Source organism: Pseudomonas germanica (assembly GCF_019614655.1).
In the GTDB taxonomy this organism is placed as follows: domain Bacteria; phylum Pseudomonadota; class Gammaproteobacteria; order Pseudomonadales; family Pseudomonadaceae; genus Aquipseudomonas; species Aquipseudomonas neuropathica.
Genome location: NZ_CP071586.1, coordinates 4,186,388 through 4,201,476, shown reverse-complemented (window position 1 = coordinate 4,201,476; position 15,089 = coordinate 4,186,388). Strand labels below are relative to the sequence as shown.

At 56.5% G+C, this 15,089-nt stretch carries 14 protein-coding genes and 1 pseudogene; 8 read left to right on the top strand and 7 right to left on the bottom strand.

The features are described from left to right. Positions 1 to 21: 21 nt before the first annotated feature. The gene (locus J0G10_RS18400; protein WP_007919249.1) at positions 22 to 1,164 is read right to left on the bottom strand and encodes an ABC transporter ATP-binding protein; all 1,143 of its coding nucleotides are present in this window, start codon (positions 1,162 to 1,164) and stop codon (positions 22 to 24) included. 345 nt (positions 1,165 to 1,509) lie between these two features. Then, entirely contained in the window at positions 1,510 to 2,271 is a 762-nt protein-coding gene (locus tag J0G10_RS18395) for a gamma-glutamyl-gamma-aminobutyrate hydrolase family protein (protein WP_095047961.1), read from the bottom strand. A 282-nt stretch (positions 2,272 to 2,553) separates the two neighbouring features. Here J0G10_RS18395 and J0G10_RS18390 point away from each other — a divergent pair, with 282 nt between their 5' ends. The 4 genes from J0G10_RS18390 to J0G10_RS18375 all read left to right on the top strand — a co-directional run bounded on the left by J0G10_RS18390 (position 2,554) and on the right by J0G10_RS18375 (position 8,240). Continuing rightward, positions 2,554 to 3,930 carry a glutamine synthetase family protein gene (locus J0G10_RS18390; RefSeq protein ID WP_007918694.1) on the top strand — a complete coding sequence of 459 codons (1,377 nt, stop codon included), beginning with the start codon at positions 2,554 to 2,556 and terminating at the stop codon, positions 3,928 to 3,930. A 284-nt stretch (positions 3,931 to 4,214) separates the two neighbouring features. Then, the gene (locus J0G10_RS18385; protein WP_220556420.1) at positions 4,215 to 5,705 is read left to right on the top strand and encodes an aldehyde dehydrogenase; all 1,491 of its coding nucleotides are present in this window, start codon (positions 4,215 to 4,217) and stop codon (positions 5,703 to 5,705) included. 49 nt (positions 5,706 to 5,754) lie between these two features. Continuing rightward, complete coding sequence (locus tag J0G10_RS18380; RefSeq protein WP_095124565.1) at positions 5,755 to 7,038, top strand: NAD(P)/FAD-dependent oxidoreductase; 1,284 nt, start codon at positions 5,755 to 5,757, stop codon at positions 7,036 to 7,038. A gap of 653 nt (positions 7,039 to 7,691) precedes the next feature. Next, positions 7,692 to 8,240 (top strand): cupin domain-containing protein, encoded by a 549-nt coding sequence (locus tag J0G10_RS18375; protein ID WP_007950154.1) that lies wholly within the window; start codon positions 7,692 to 7,694, stop codon positions 8,238 to 8,240. Between the two features lie 101 nt (positions 8,241 to 8,341). Here J0G10_RS18375 and J0G10_RS18370 read toward each other — a convergent pair whose 3' ends face one another. The 3 genes and pseudogenes from J0G10_RS18370 to J0G10_RS18360 form a co-directional block, all read right to left on the bottom strand. Beyond that, positions 8,342 to 8,905, bottom strand: coding sequence for a hypothetical protein (locus J0G10_RS18370; protein ID WP_220556419.1), 564 nt, complete (start codon positions 8,903 to 8,905; stop codon positions 8,342 to 8,344). A 57-nt stretch (positions 8,906 to 8,962) separates the two neighbouring features. Next, positions 8,963 to 9,688 carry a hypothetical protein gene (locus J0G10_RS18365; protein ID WP_220556418.1) on the bottom strand — a complete coding sequence of 242 codons (726 nt, stop codon included), beginning with the start codon at positions 9,686 to 9,688 and terminating at the stop codon, positions 8,963 to 8,965. A 121-nt stretch (positions 9,689 to 9,809) separates the two neighbouring features. Next, positions 9,810 to 10,071 (bottom strand): annotated as a pseudogene (locus J0G10_RS18360) (fructose-bisphosphate aldolase). A 1,029-nt stretch (positions 10,072 to 11,100) separates the two neighbouring features. On the opposite strand from J0G10_RS18360, the gene J0G10_RS18355 reads away from it, so the two are divergent. Further along, positions 11,101 to 11,385, top strand: a complete 285-nt coding sequence (locus J0G10_RS18355; protein WP_095124568.1) for a hypothetical protein — start codon at positions 11,101 to 11,103, stop codon at positions 11,383 to 11,385. Positions 11,386 to 11,462: 77 nt separating this feature from the next. On the opposite strand, the gene J0G10_RS18350 is transcribed toward J0G10_RS18355, so the two are convergent. Then, entirely contained in the window at positions 11,463 to 11,894 is a 432-nt protein-coding gene (locus J0G10_RS18350) for a hypothetical protein (protein WP_095047954.1), read from the bottom strand. A 164-nt stretch (positions 11,895 to 12,058) separates the two neighbouring features. Here J0G10_RS18350 and J0G10_RS18345 point away from each other — a divergent pair, with 164 nt between their 5' ends. From J0G10_RS18345 to J0G10_RS18335, 3 genes are all read left to right on the top strand, one after another. Next, on the top strand, positions 12,059 to 12,448 hold the full coding sequence (locus J0G10_RS18345; RefSeq protein ID WP_095047953.1) for a hypothetical protein: 390 nt from the start codon (positions 12,059 to 12,061) through the stop codon (positions 12,446 to 12,448). A 15-nt stretch (positions 12,449 to 12,463) separates the two neighbouring features. Then, a complete protein-coding gene (locus J0G10_RS18340; RefSeq protein WP_095124569.1) occupies positions 12,464 to 12,886 on the top strand; it encodes an HD domain-containing protein in 423 nt (140 codons plus the stop codon). Positions 12,887 to 13,027: 141 nt separating this feature from the next. After that, the gene (locus tag J0G10_RS18335; RefSeq protein WP_220556416.1) at positions 13,028 to 14,050 is read left to right on the top strand and encodes an AbrB family transcriptional regulator; all 1,023 of its coding nucleotides are present in this window, start codon (positions 13,028 to 13,030) and stop codon (positions 14,048 to 14,050) included. A gap of 234 nt (positions 14,051 to 14,284) precedes the next feature. Here the strand turns inward: J0G10_RS18335 and J0G10_RS18330 are convergent, their stop codons facing one another. After that, a complete protein-coding gene (locus J0G10_RS18330) occupies positions 14,285 to 15,061 on the bottom strand; it encodes an NAD(P)H-dependent oxidoreductase (RefSeq protein ID WP_220556415.1) in 777 nt (258 codons plus the stop codon). Positions 15,062 to 15,089 lie beyond the last annotated feature (28 nt).

Genomic DNA, 15,089 nt, shown 5'->3' with positions numbered 1-15,089 from the left:
GGAATTGCTGATTGAAGGTTTTCATGAGCGCAGTACCACGCCGCTGTCGTCTTCCCACCAGACGTAGACCTTGTCGTCCCAGGTCGGGCGCGCGCCACGGCGTTCGGCGTTGGCCATGAACGACTGGACGATTTTGCCGCCGGGCAATTCGACGTAGAACACCGAGTGACCGCCGAGGTAGGCGATGTCATGCACCTTGCCTTCGGACCAGTTGTAGCGGAACTCGGGTTGGGTGGTGCTGACGAGCATTTTTTCCGGACGGATCGCGTAGGTGACCGACTTGTCCTGCACTGAAGTGCTGACGCCGTGACCGACGTAGATCTTCTGCTGCAAGTCCGGGCTGTGGATGATCGCGTGACCTTCAAGGTCTTCCACCACGGTGCCATCGAAGGCGTTCACGTTGCCGATGAATTCGCAGACCATGCGGCTGACCGGGGCTTCGTAGATGTCGACGGGGCTGCCGATTTGCGCGATCCAGCCCAGGTGCATGATCGCGATGCGCTCAGCCATGGTCATGGCCTCTTCCTGGTCGTGGGTGACCATCACGCAGGTCACGCCGACGCGTTCGATGATCTGCACCAGTTCCAGTTGCATCTGCGAACGCAGCTTTTTGTCCAGCGCACCCATTGGCTCGTCGAGCAGCAACAGCTTCGGACGCTTGGCCAGCGAGCGGGCGAGGGCGACGCGCTGACGCTGACCGCCGGACAACTGGTGCGGGCGGCGTTTGGCGTATTGAGTCATATGCACCAGACGCAGCATTTCATCGACACGGGCATCGATTTCACTGGCCGGCAAACGGTCCTGCTTGAGGCCGAAGGCGATGTTCTGCGCGACGGTCATGTGTGGGAACAGCGCGTAGGACTGGAACATCATGTTGATCGGCCGCTCGTACGGCGGCATGTCAGTGATGTCCACGCCGTCGAGCAGAATCCGCCCTTCGGTCGGCCGCTCGAAACCGGCGAGCATGCGCAGCAGGGTCGATTTGCCCGAACCGGAGCCGCCGAGCAAGGCGAAGATTTCGCCCTGATGGATCTCCAGGGACACATCGTCCACTGCCACGGTTTCGTCGAACTTCTTGGTGACACGATCGACTTTCACCAGCACCTTTTTCGGTTGCTGATGACCTTCAAGTGCCTTCCTGTAAGTGCTGGAGGCGTTTGCCATGTGAAACTCCCAACAGGTTTCGTTCGCCGGGCCAATGTGGCCGGGCTTAAGTGGATTGCAAGCCAGGAACAACCATCCCCCTCACACATATCCCTGTAGGAGCTGCCGAAGGCTGCGATCTTTTGATCTTGTTTTTTACAATCAACATCAAAAGATCGCAGCCTTCGGCAGCTCCTACAGGGGCCACATTTTCAGTGGGTTGTCCTGGCTTGTTCGGCGCCGCCGTCCTGGCTGCCTGGGTCGTACTTGTTGTTATTACGGGTGTTGTTGTTCACGAATGACGGATGCGCAAAGGCACACCCGACGTCCGTGGGGGCAGTAAATCGTTGTGACCTTTGGGGTGTGTCAGCGCTGGTTGCGCCGCGCCGCCCGTTGCCGACAAGCCGCGCCGAATGCCTGGAAAATCTTCAAGTAGTTCGGGTTATCGAGCACTTGCCATTCCGGGTGCCATTGCACGCCGAGGGCGAAGGTCGGGCTGTGCTCGACCGAGATCGCCTCGATCAAGCCGTCCGGCGCCACCGCTTCGGCACGCAAGCCGGGAGCGAGGCGATCAATGCCCTGGCTGTGAATCGAGTTGACCTGGAACTCGCCGGGCAATCCCAGCGCCTCGAACACGCCGCCAGCAAGCACGGTCACCGCGTGAGCCGGCGCGTATTGCACGGCCACATCAGGGCTGTCGGCTTCACGGTGATCAAGCATGCCTGGCAGCTCATGCACCTTCTGATGCAGGCTGCCGCCGAACGCCACGTTCATTTCCTGGAAGCCCCGGCAAATGCCGAGCACCGGAACGCCCGCCGCGATGGCTGCACGTAATAAAGGAAGGGTGGTGGCATCCCGCGCCGGATCATGATCCGTGCCGGGTTCGCTGGCCGGGCCTTGATAGTGGAAGGGCTCCACGTTCGAGGGCGAGCCGGTCAGCAGCAGACCGTCGAGTTGACCGAGCAGGTCTTCGATTTCAGTCAGCTTGCCAAGGGAAGGAATGACCACTGGCAGCCCGTTAGCGCCAACGCTGACAGCACGTACGTACTTGTCGCCGCTGATGTGATAGGGGTGCAGGCCAATCTGTTTGACGCAGGCAGTAACGCCGATCAATGGCTTGAATGCCATTTTTATTCACCTCGAAGTTTGACACTTGAACGAGCTTTTCCGGAGCTTAGCCTCGTTGATTTTAATTAACAACTGCCATGTAAAAAATTCTAAACGCCGTTCATCAAATCTTCATGATTCTCGGGGCTGTGGCGCCTGTATTGGCACGCAAGTGTTAAAAAAAGCCCGAAAAATAAACCCTGAACGGCCATCTGTTCGCTATTGACTTCACTTTGCCGTTCGGGTTGACTGGCTCGGCGAAACAGCAGTGAACATAATAATTAACAGCTAAATAGGTGCATCATGTCGGTCCCTCTGCGTACCGTTCAACTCAACGAAGCAAACGCATTCCTTAAGAAATATCCTGAGGTTTTGTACGTCGACCTTCTGATTGCGGATATGAACGGTGTGGTGCGCGGCAAGCGTATCGAACGCACCAGTCTTCATAAGGTTTACGAGAAAGGCATCAACCTGCCGGCCTCGCTTTTCGCGCTCGACATCAACGGCTCCACGGTGGAAAGCACCGGTCTGGGTCTGGATATCGGCGACGCTGACCGCATCTGCTACCCGATCCCCGGCACCCTGAGCATCGAACCGTGGCAGAAGCGCCCAACCGCACAACTTCTAATGACCATGCACGAGATCGAAGGCCAGCCGTTCTTCGCCGACCCGCGTGAAGTGCTGGCCAACGTCGTGCGCAAATTCGACGACCTCGGCCTGACCATCTGCGCGGCATTCGAACTCGAGTTCTATCTGATCGACCAGGACAACGTGAACGGTCGTCCGCAATCGCCACGTTCGCCGGTGTCCGGCAAGCGTCCGGTGTCGACTCAGGTGTACCTGATCGACGACCTCGACGAATACGTCGATTGCCTGCAAGACATCCTCGAAGGCGCGAAAGAGCAGGGCATCCCGGCTGACGCGATCGTCAAGGAAAGCGCCCCGGCGCAGTTCGAAGTCAACCTGCATCACGTCTCCGACCCGATCAAGGCGTGCGACTACGCCGTCCTGCTCAAGCGTCTGGTGAAGAACATCGCCTACGACCATGAGATGGACACCACCTTCATGGCCAAGCCGTATCCGGGCCAGGCGGGCAATGGTCTGCACGTGCACATTTCGATCCTGGACAAAGAGGGCAACAACATCTTTGCCAGCGAGGATCCCGAGCAGAACGCCGCGCTGCGCCACGCGATCGGCGGTGTGCTGGAGACCCTGCCTGCGCAAATGGCGTTCCTCTGCCCGAACGTCAACTCGTACCGCCGCTTCGGCGCGCAGTTCTACGTACCGAACTCGCCGAGTTGGGGTATCGATAACCGCACCGTTGCGGTTCGTGTGCCAACCGGGTCGGCCGATGCTGTGCGTATCGAGCATCGCGTCGCCGGTGCTGACGCCAACCCGTACTTGCTGATGGCTTCGGTGCTGGCCGGTATTCACCACGGTCTGACCAATCAGATCGAGCCGGGCGCCCCGGTGGAAGGCAACAGCTACGAGCAGAACGAACAGAGCCTGCCGAACAACCTGCGCGACGCACTGCGCGAACTGGACGACAGCGAAGTCATGGCCCGCTACATCGACCCGATGTACATCGACGTGTTTGTTGCGTGCAAGGAAAGTGAGCTGGCCGAGTTTGAGAACTCGATTTCTGACCTTGAGTACAACTGGTATCTGCATACGGTGTGATTGGCTGAGGCCCTCAAAAGCTGAAGAGCCCCTCACCCTAACCCTCCCGAAACGTCGGACCGCCCGGAGGGAGAGGGGACTGATTCGGGGATGCTCGGGGAATCCGCCGACCTGAACGATTTTTGCCGAATCTATATTCGACTCGGTCGTTCAGGTCGGTGTATCTCCCAAGACAACTCGGTCGGTCCCCTCTACCCCCGGGAGAGGGCTAGGGTGAGGGCAGCCATCTCAAACCAGACACAACACCCCGACACCCCCAATCCCCCCCTTGTCGAGCCACAACAATGACAACGACCCGCAACGACTGGGAACAACGCTTCCAGTCCCTGACCATCGAAGCCCGCGCGTTCATCAACGGTGAATACCGCCCGGCCATCAGTGGCGACACGTTTGAATGCCTGAGCCCCGTCGACGGGCGTTACCTCGCCTCCGTGGCCAGCACCGATGAAGCCGACGCCAACCTCGCCGTTGAAGTCGCGCGTCAGTCTTTTGAATCCGGCGTGTGGGCAAAAAAAGCCCCGGCCGAGCGCAAGCGCATCCTGATTCGCTTCGCCGATCTGATCCTGCAGAACCAGGAAGAGCTGGCGCTGCTGGAAACCCTCGACATGGGTAAACCGATCAGCGATTCGATGAGCATCGACATCCCGGCGACCGCCAACGCGATCCGCTGGAGCGCCGAAGCCATCGACAAGATCTACGACGAAGTCGCCGCCACACCGCACGACCAACTCGGCCTCGTCACTCGCGAGCCGTCGGGCGTGGTTGCGGCCATCGTGCCGTGGAACTTCCCGTTGATCATGGCCAGCTGGAAATTCGCTCCGGCGCTGGCAGCGGGCAACTCGTTCATTCTCAAACCTTCGGAAAAATCGCCACTGACCGCAATCCGCATCGCGCAGTTGGCGCTGGATGCGGGCATTCCGAAAGGCGTGTTCAACGTCCTGCCGGGCTTCGGCCACACCGTCGGCAAGGCGTTGGCGTTGCACATGGACGTCGACGTGCTGGCCTTCACCGGCTCCACGGCAATCGCCAAACAACTGATGATTTATGCCGGCCAAAGCAACATGAAACGCGTCTGGCTCGAAGCAGGGGGCAAGAGCCCGAACGTGGTGTTTGCCGACGCACCGGACTTGCGTGCGGCAGCACAAGCAGCGGCCGGCGCCATTGCCTTCAACCAGGGCGAAGTCTGCACCGCAGGTTCGCGTCTGCTGGTCGAGCGCTCGATTCGCGAGCAATTCATTCCGCTGTTGGTGGAAGCGTTGCAAGCGTGGAAACCGGGTCATTCACTCGATCCGGCGACCACCGTCGGTGCCGTGGTCGATCAGCGTCAACTCGACAATGTGCTGCGCTACATCAGCATCGGTCGCGAGCAGGGCGCCGAACTGATCGCCGGCGGCCAACGCACCCTCGAAGAAACCGGCGGCCTCTATGTGCAACCGGCGTTGTTCGACGGCGTGACCAACGCGATGACCATCGCCCAGGAAGAAATCTTTGGCCCAGTGCTGTCGCTGATCACCTTCGACACCGCCGAAGAAGCGCTGCAGATCGCCAACGACAGCATCTTCGGCCTCGCCGCCGGCGTCTGGACCAGCAACCTGAGCAAGGCGCACAACTTCGCCCGTGGCCTGCGTGCCGGCAGCGTCTGGGTCAACCAGTACGACGGTGGCGACATGACCGCACCGTTCGGTGGTTTCAAGCAGTCGGGCAACGGTCGCGATAAATCGCTGCACGCGTTCGACAAGTACACCGAGCTGAAAGCGACCTGGATCAAGCTCTGACTCTATTACAGCGGTGGTCGCCTTTGATTGGCGGCCCTCGGAGAAACGTATGAAACAGCAACACGTAAACAGCTACTACGCCGCCACTCGCAATGAAGTCATCGACTTTCCGGTTCTGGAAGAGTCGGTCGAGTGCGACGTCTGCATCATCGGCGCCGGCTACACCGGCCTGTCCTCGGCGCTGTTCCTCACCGAAGCGGGCTACAAAGTGACGGTGCTGGAAGCGGCCAAAGTCGGCTACGGCGCCAGCGGTCGCAATGGCGGTCAACTGGTCAACTCCTACAGCCGCGACGTCGACGTGATCGAAGAGCGCTACGGCGACAAGACTGCGGAAATTCTCGGCAGCATGATCTTCGAAGGCGCCGACATCATTCGTTCGCGCATCAAGGAATACGACATCCAATGCGACTACCGCCCGGGCGGCATCTTCGCAGCGATGAACAAGAAACAACTCAACGGTCTGGCCGAGCAGAAGCGCGGTTGGGAGCGTTATGGCAACCGCAATCTGAAGATGCTCGACGCAGCGGATATCCGTCGTGAAGTTGGCTCCGATGCTTACGTTGGTGGTCTGCTCGACATGCAGGGCGGTCACGTGCATCCGCTTAACCTGGCGCTCGGTGAGGCGGCTGCGATCACGCGTTTGGGCGGCAAGATCTACGAGCAATCGGCGGCCGTGGAAATCAAATATGGCGAGCCCAACGTCGTGCGCACCGCCAAAGGTCAGGTCCGCGCCAAGTACTTGCTGATCGCCGGCAACGCTTATCTGCCGCAAGGTCTGGATAACCGCGTGACCGCGAAAAGCATGCCGTGCGGTTCGCAGATCGTCGTCACCGAGCCGTTGACCGAAAAGCAGGCGCGCAGCCTGATCACCAACAACTACTGCGTCGAAGACTGTAACTATCTGCTGGATTACTACCGCCTCACCGCCGACAACCGTCTGCTTTACGGCGGCGGTGTGGTTTACGGCGCGCGGGAACCGGACGACATCGAACAACTGATCCGCCCGAAGATCCTCAAGACCTTCCCGCAGCTCAAAGACGTCAAGATCGACTACCGCTGGACCGGCAACTTCCTGCTGACCATGTCACGCATGCCGCAATTCGGCCGCATCGAGAAAAACGCCTACTACATGCAAGGCTACAGCGGCCACGGCGTCACCTGCTCGCACCTGGCCGGCAAACTGATCTCGGAAATGATCCGTGGCGACGCCGAACGTTTCGACGCTTTCGCGTCCTTGCCGCACATGCCAATGCTCGGCGGCCGCACCTTCTCCGCGCCACTGACCGCCCTCGGTGCTGTCTACTACTCACTGCGCGACCGTTTCGGCATCTAAGTTACCTCCCCGGCGGCGGCCCCCAAGACCCCGCCGGTTTTTTAATGCTGCAGCAACACCACCGATGTCACTGACACCCAGATGTCCAACTGTGGGAGCGAGCCTGCTCGCGAAGAGGCCAGCAAAGGCAAAATCAATCCTGCTGAAATGCCAAAGATCAAATTGTAGGAGTGAGCCTGCTCGCGATGAGGCCAGTCCAGCCACCATCCCTCCCACAGAAACACCAAAAAACCTGTGGGAGCGAGCTTGCTCGCGAAGGCGGCCATCCAGTCAAAAATAATGTTGAATGTGCCACCGAATCGCGAGCAGGCTCACTCCTACAGGACTGTATTACCAAGGCAAGAAGGACTTTTACCCCTCCGTCCATCGAACCTGCTGAGCAACACCGGCAAACGTGATTTAATAGCCGCCTTTCACGGTTCCGGGACACGGGAGCAACGTGATCCGCGCCCCTCGCGCGGCACCCGCCACCCACCCCCATTACCCGTGGGTCTGCGCGAGAACCGCCGAGCGGCGATCAGGCAAGGCAAAAACAGGCGAGGAAGCGGATTGTAGGGCCCTACATGAGCATTCCGAGCCTGTTTTTAACGCAGCATGATCGTCGCGCAGGCAGTTTTCGCGCAGAGCCTAAGTACTTCTCACATAAGGCTGTCATGGATACGGGTTCTCGACTCAAACTAGTACGCGAAAGCTACAAACTCTCCCAGCGCGAGCTGGCCCGGCGTAGCGGCGTGACCAATGCCACCATCTCCCTGATCGAACAGAATCGCGTCAGCCCCTCCGTCAGCTCACTGAAAAAGCTGCTCGAAGGCATACCGATGTCCCTGGCCGACTTCTTCACCTTCGACCAACCCCCGCGCGAACACCAATACGTCTTCCGCGCCAACGAACAACCCGACCTCGGCCGCCATGGCTTGCGACTGCTGCTGATCGGCGCCTCGGTGCCCAGCCGGCAGATGCGCTTGCTGCGCGAGCAATACGCACCAGGCGCGAGTTCGGGGGAAGAGCCGATTGTGCATGCTGAGGGCGAGGAGTGTGGGTTGGTGACGCGGGGCACGGTTGAGTTGACCGTGGATGGGTCGGTGAGTGTGTTGAATGCCGGGGATGGGTATTACTTTCCGACGACGCTGCCGCATAAGTTCCGGAATATCGGGGCGGATGAGGCTGAGATTATTAGTGCGAATACGCCGGCGAATTTTTAATTTGAGTTTAGTATATTGCTTAATTGAAAATACTTGTTTCTAACTAAGCCGCCATCACGTTGGCTGGCGGTTTAGTTGGTATCCTGCTTTTTAAGTTCAGGTCAGTCTTGTTTGCGATGATGGTGAATAATTTTTCTCGTGGTTTCTTGTTGGAATATAATAAATTCCTTTGGGTCAAGAATTGACTCTGTAATCAGATGTTGTCGTACTTTTGCTAGCACTTCTCTGATGTTTGGAGCCGTAGGGGAGTGTGAAAGCACCTGTGATAACATTTGTAGTATATCATCAGGTAGCCAAAGGAAAGCCTCTATAGTTAATGTGTTAAGTGTCTTTTGTTCTTCAGGGTAAGTTAACCATTCCGCAATTAATTCGGCAATCTTTGCAGATCTATCTTTTATCTGTATTTCGCGTTTTAGATATTCGATGCGCTCAGTGTTCTCGTTGGCTAAAAGCGATTTTAGTTCTTCAATGGTTTTTTGGTTTTCCAGCTTTATTTTTTCGAGGGCTGTTTGGTTTTGCTGTTTTAAGCTCTCGAGTTCTCGGTCGAATCCGTGTTGTATTGCAGATTTTACAGTATTTTTTATGGTGGTTTTAATTATAAATGCAAGAGTGGATACGCCGGCTACTGCTAGTAGCATTGCTGTCGAAGTGGTTAGCGGGTCCATGGGTTGTGCACTCTATTTTTTGTCATTTTCTTCGTGTTTCTGGTTGTGGGGGGGTGTTTAGTTAACTGCTAGTGATAGTGATGCCCGGAATATAGATCTTTTTTTGCGTTGAAGTTGAAGTGTTGAAATGGGTTCTAAGCAGTAAGTGGAAAAATTATGTTTGTCCAAAGTGGCTTCCTGCCAAATACAGTTCGGACTCATTTGACTTAAGTTTATGCACGCATTCGTGAATAATTTTGGTGCAATGGATTGCGACAGGATATCCAAAGTTAAGCCAGAACAGACGTTGTGCGAGCCTTCTCTATTAAGACGGGTGATGATTTTTCTGGAGAATTTATTTGTGAAAGGCTTGAAAATCATGCTTCCATTGACAAAGCATCTTCTATCCCAAGCCGCCAAACCTACGAACGGTAATCTAGAATAGTCATAATGAATGCCAACGCTTGAAAGTGCTAAAGCGTTTAGTTTATTTATATTGATAGAGGTGTTTGTCCTGACGACAAATACGCCATCAAAAGTTGTTGGGAGGGATAGGTTTTCGTGATCTATCTTAGCCCCTGCTGGCCCCGTGTGTAATATGCGAGATAGATTTGTTGTTGGGCACTTTCCTAAGTAAAGGGCTGCATGATGAAAAAAACCATTTGTGGCGTCGGCTATATTGTTTGGTAAGCCATCGCTTACTTTTGAATATAATAATATGTCCCCGGGTGTAAGGGCGTGTTCAGTGATGGACTTCTTGTTGTATGGCGAGATGGTTTGATTGAGCGTGAGGGTGGTTTTCACTTTAAATTCCTTTTGAGTTTGGATTTTTTTGAGTGGCAGAGGTTTTTTGGTGTCAGAGTGCCATCAAGCTCCCTTTCTTGGAAGAGGCACGAGTGATGGGTATGATCAAGCCCCCGGTTACTCAATCACCCTGAAACACATCACTCACATTTTTGCACCATGATTCTGGCGATGTTGGTGGTAGTGTTGATGTCGTGATCGTAGTAGTCGGGCAGGCTGGTGCAGGCGATTAAGTCTAGATAGTTGAGGACGGCGTTGAGGCGTTCGCCGAGGCAGTCATGGAGGTCACGCAGTGGGGGCGTCGGCTTCGATAGGCGAACCGGGCGCTCCGTGGCGGGGGGGGGCATTTTTGCGTAGTGGTGGAGCGGTTTATCCGTCTGCATAGGTAAAGCTTCCTCGTATCTGGGAGAAAGCTAATGCCATTCGCTGTGAGTCGAAGGGTGATAGCTGTGTGCAGGTCTCAAACCGAGGATGCGAGGAACCTGGCAGACCCGAAGGCCTCCCGCACACAGCCACCATTGAACGGATTTTGAGCGTGGTTGCGATTGGGGTGTTGGGTACTACACTTATTGTCAGGGCTGCGACACCCCTTTGCTTAATACCGTCAGCGACATCCCTACTCTAGGCAGCAATTCTGGCAGTCACAATCAACCTGTAGGACACTAATACAACCCTGTGGTTAGGGGGCTTGCCCCCGCTCGGCGACGCAGTCGTCGCATTCCGGGACGTGAGGTATGGATGGAGAAGCGGACTAAGCAGTTCGGCACTGTTTCGTAGCCCATCGGGTATGAATCCCCTCAACAAAGGAGGTGTTTTCCCACCGTTTTTTCAGCACTCGAATCGGCGTTCAGCTCATTTCTCGATTTGGAGCTTTTCTCAAAAATGATGTCGATTTGACGGCGTTTCGCGACGCTCATTGAACGGATCAACCAGTACCAGGCTGTTTCCCGGCAAGCCCAAGGAAGTGTGAGATGAAATTGATTCTTGCCATGTTGTTGCTATTCAGCGCTTACGCGTCTGCCAGTTGCAATTCCATCAATGATCAAGAGCAACGCAAATATTGTGAGGCCAGGAAAGGCAGTAGTTGCGCGAGCATCAATGATTCGGATGTACGCACTATGTGTGAGGGTGAGAAGGGCGGTAGTTGCGCGTCTATCAATGACCTTGATTAACGTGCGTTTTGTAAAGCCAGGAAAGTTAGTACCTGTGCAAGCATCAGCAATTGGGATCTGCGCAGCCAATGCAAAACCATGAAGCGCTGATCGTCCGAATCCGGTAACGAATGCTCAAAAACCGATGCCTGGACAGGCGTTTTTTTTCGCTTCAATTCTTAACCATTCGTCCGACACACCGCACGTTCGCCACACACCTTCTTCCAATGCTGTAACTCCCCACGCAAAGGAAAAGCCACCATGCTGAACCATAAAATCGCGGTGTTAACCCTCGCGGCGTTGCTGTCCGGCAGTTCGCTGTACGCGATCGCGGCTGGCGAAACGCCGACTCCGACAGCCAACGACGGCAACAGCCAGACTCGTGAACCGGCGTCTCCAGCCACCAATGCCGACCCGGATGCCGATTCGCTGCCCAAGGGTGGTGATGGTGGCAAGACCGACAATGGGCCGGTGCCTTCTGCCTCCAAACCCAGCCCTGCGGGTCAACCGTCCGGTAGCAGCAGTGGTGGTAATGGCGGTGGTTAACGGAAATCGCGCACTAAAAAGCCCGGTTTTTTAAGCCGGGCTTTTCTTTGTCTGTCGCAAGCGTGGATATCAGTCGTTTACTTCGTTTTCCAATGCCCGCCGCCATTCTCACAATCAATCCGCGCCTGCGCCAAATGTTCCACGTCGTAGTAATACGTGGTCACTTGTGCGTTGTCGGGGATGTTTAGGGCTTTGGCGTTTTTGTCTTTGCTGGTTGAGTGCGGGTTGGCCAGGGATTCCTGGGTGATCGTGGCGATACACGTGGCCTGGTAGTGATCGGCGCAATGTTCAACCTTGGTTTTTGTGCTGTTGAGCATGTCTTTGCTTTCGTTGCTGCACGACCAGTCGATGGAGTTGACGGGCATGCCTTCGTATTCATAACAACTGTGGGTTTCCACCGCTGGTACCGAGGCGCTGGAGGATTGGGTCTGGACGTCGCAGCCTTCGGCCATGACGCAGGTGGGGATGATGGCGAAGGTGGCGATCAGAAGCAGGAAGCGAATGTTCATCGGGGTTTCCTCTTCAATGGCGCCGTGTCTGATCGGTGATTTGGCGCTAATACAGATTCGAGATTCTGTGGAGGAGGGAGGTTCCATCGGGTTTTTGATTTGCTCCCGTCGCGTACACTGCGAAACAATCAGAAACATTAGCGCCCAAGGAATGGAGCATCACCATGATGGTCATCGGTAGCCGCAACAACGCTCCCACGACGCAACACAAAACCCACGACGTCTACATTTTCAGCATCGACCTGTCCCGGCCGGCCACGCCTTTGTGTTTCGAGCAGTCAATAGGTGGCGGGCATGCCGAGCAGGGCGGTGCGCGATGGTTGGCGCTGGATGAGCTGGACGCCTGGCCCGGCGATTGGCGTGAGCATCTGAACAAGGCTGATTGTGCCTGGGTTGCCGAATTGATCGATGCTCATCCGAAAGCCGATCAGGCTACCTTGGTGTCGTTGATTCTTCAGCGTCATTCCGGGCCTGCGGAGCCAGTCGGACGATTGAAAGCAATCGGCAACTGGCTCAAACGCAACATCCATGTCGGCGGCCGCTACGGCGTCTAACCCTCGGAGACTCCCATGACCCAGACCCTCGAACGCGCTATCGCCATTGCCGCCACGGCTCATGCCGGGCAGGTCGACAAGGGCGGTGCACCGTACATTCTGCATCCGTTGAAAGTCATGTTGCGCATGAGCACGCAGGAAGAACGCATCGTCGCCGTGCTGCACGATGTGGTTGAGGATTGCGGTATCAGTCTCGATGACTTGCGCAAGGAAGGTTTCAGCGAGGAAGTTTTGAGCGCTATCGAATCCGTGACCAAAGTGCCGGGCGAGTCCTATGAAGACTTCGTCGACCGCGCCGCGCAGAACCCGATCGGTCGGGTGGTGAAATTGGCGGATCTGGAAGAGAACAGCGACCTGTCGCGGATTGCCTCGCCGAGTTGGGAGGACCTCGAACGAATCGAAAAATACCGCCGGGCGATTGGCCGGTTGCGCGGCTGAAAACGAATACATCCCCTGTAGGAGCTGCCGAAGGCTGCGATCTTTTGATCTTGCTTTTAAAAACAAAAGTCAAAAGATCGCAGCCTTCGGCAGCTCCTACACGGGTTGTGGTGTGTCAGGTAAAAAGCCAGGAAGGCGACTATGAAATCCATTCTCTGTTTGTTGATTGCTGCCGGTTTCGGCGCGCTGTTGCAGTTCGAAGGCGTACCCCATGGCCTGCTGTTGGGTTCGATTGTCGTTACCGCATTGTTTGCCAGCAAAACTGGTATCGCGCCGGCAACTCCTTATGGACTGGGCTACATCCAGGTCACGCTGGGCATCGCCACCGGGCTGATGTTCGAAGCGTGGGACAGCGAGACGGCCTCGACGATGTTGCCGAGCCTCGGCGTGTTGCTGATTTGCCTGGCAGTGCAGATCGCATTGGCCGGATGGTGGCTGACGCGCGGTGCAGGCTGGAACCGCACTGATGCGCTGTTGGCGGTTTATCCCGGTGCGCTGGCCGCAGTGTTCGATCTACTCGAGTCGGAAAAGGCGTCGAGCAAGGTCATCATCGTGCATCTGATGCGCTTGCTGCTCATCACGGTGTTGGTGAGTTTCTTGATTCCCGGTCAAGCCGCTGCCGTGGCGGTTGCCGATGGTGATCCTTTAACGACAGGCATGGCACTAACCGCGTTTTCGGTGATCGCGTTGAGCGTGCTGCTCGGGCGCTTACTGCTGGTGATCGGTGTACCGGCGCCGTTCATGCTCACGGCGATCATCATTACGGCGGTGTTTGTGAAATCGGGATGGTTGCACGGGTTTCACATGCCAGACTGGAGTTTGAATCTTGCGGCGCTGATTCTCGGCGTGCGGATCGGCTCACGGTTTCAAGGTCTCGGCTTCGCGGAGCTGACGCGTCACGGCCGCACGGCGTTGGTCTCGGTTGGTTTGATGATCGTGGTCGCGGCGGTGTTTGCTGAAGTCGCGGCACGCTGGTTGGGCAGCGATCCGCTGTCGCTATGGCTGGCGTATATGCCGGGGGCGATTGAGACGATTGCGATTGTCGCGTTTGGTGGCGGGCTGAATGTGGTGTTTATTCTGACTCACCATCTGAGCCGGATGGTGTTGCTGCATTTCGCGCCGGCGTTGTTGGTGCAGGTGCGTCGGGCGCGCGAAGAAGCCTGACCGGAGCCACTGATGCCTGCATGTTGCGGTGTGTCAGTTAGATCCGTCCCCCTCACCCCAGCCCTCTCCCCCAAGGGGGCGAGGGGGAAGGGAGCCGATTGTGGGCTGTTCAAAACTTAAGTTCGGCTCGATATACCAGGTCGGCGTAGCTCGAAAAAACAACTCGGTCAGTCCCCTCTCCCTCTGGGAGAGGGTTAGGGTGAGGGGCTTTTGCTCTACGTGGTCGATGCGGCGCTAGCGGATGTGTGATTGGAAGCCTTCGCTATCCGGTGCGATATCGCTCTTCAACGTCAAAGCAGGAATTTCGTATTCGCCGCCATTCTGCTGCCGAAACCCAATCGGCCGTGCACTCCACAACTCATCCAGCCGCCGCCCCAGCTCATCACAAGTCTCGGCATACCGCGCCGCATCCATCCGACTAGTCCGATACACCACAAACGGTGGCACTACTTCAAAACCGGGGTAGTACAAAATCCCGTGTTGAATCGGAAACAACAAATCATCAATCGGCCCGTTAATCCCACGCGGTGCGTAGTGCGATTCCCAGCCACCGGTGGTGACCATCAACATCGCCCGTTTGCCTTGCATTTTCCCTTCGCCATAACGCTCGCCCCAGCGACTGTCGGAGTGTTCGCCGACGCCATAGGCAAAACCGTAGGCGTACACCCGATCGACCCAACCTTTGAGAATCGCCGGCATGGTGAACCACCACAGCGGAAACTGCAGAATCAGCGCGTCGGCCCACAACAGTTTTTCCTGCTCGCGAGCTATGTCGGTAGCCTGAGTGCCTTCGGCGTAGGCGACTTTCGAGTCGAGGGAGGCGTGGAACGGTTTCGTCGCGTCGCGCTGCGGGGCGTCGTCGGCGTCGAGGGTGGCTTTCCAGTTCATCGCGTAGAGGTCGGAGACCTGCACGGTGTGGCCGGCGGCTTGCAGGCGCTGGACGCTGAAGTCGCGCAGCGAGCCGTTGAGGGACGTCGGTTCTGGGTGCGCGTAAACGAGTAAGACATTCATGTTGAAGCTCCGTTAGCTGAGTAACAGC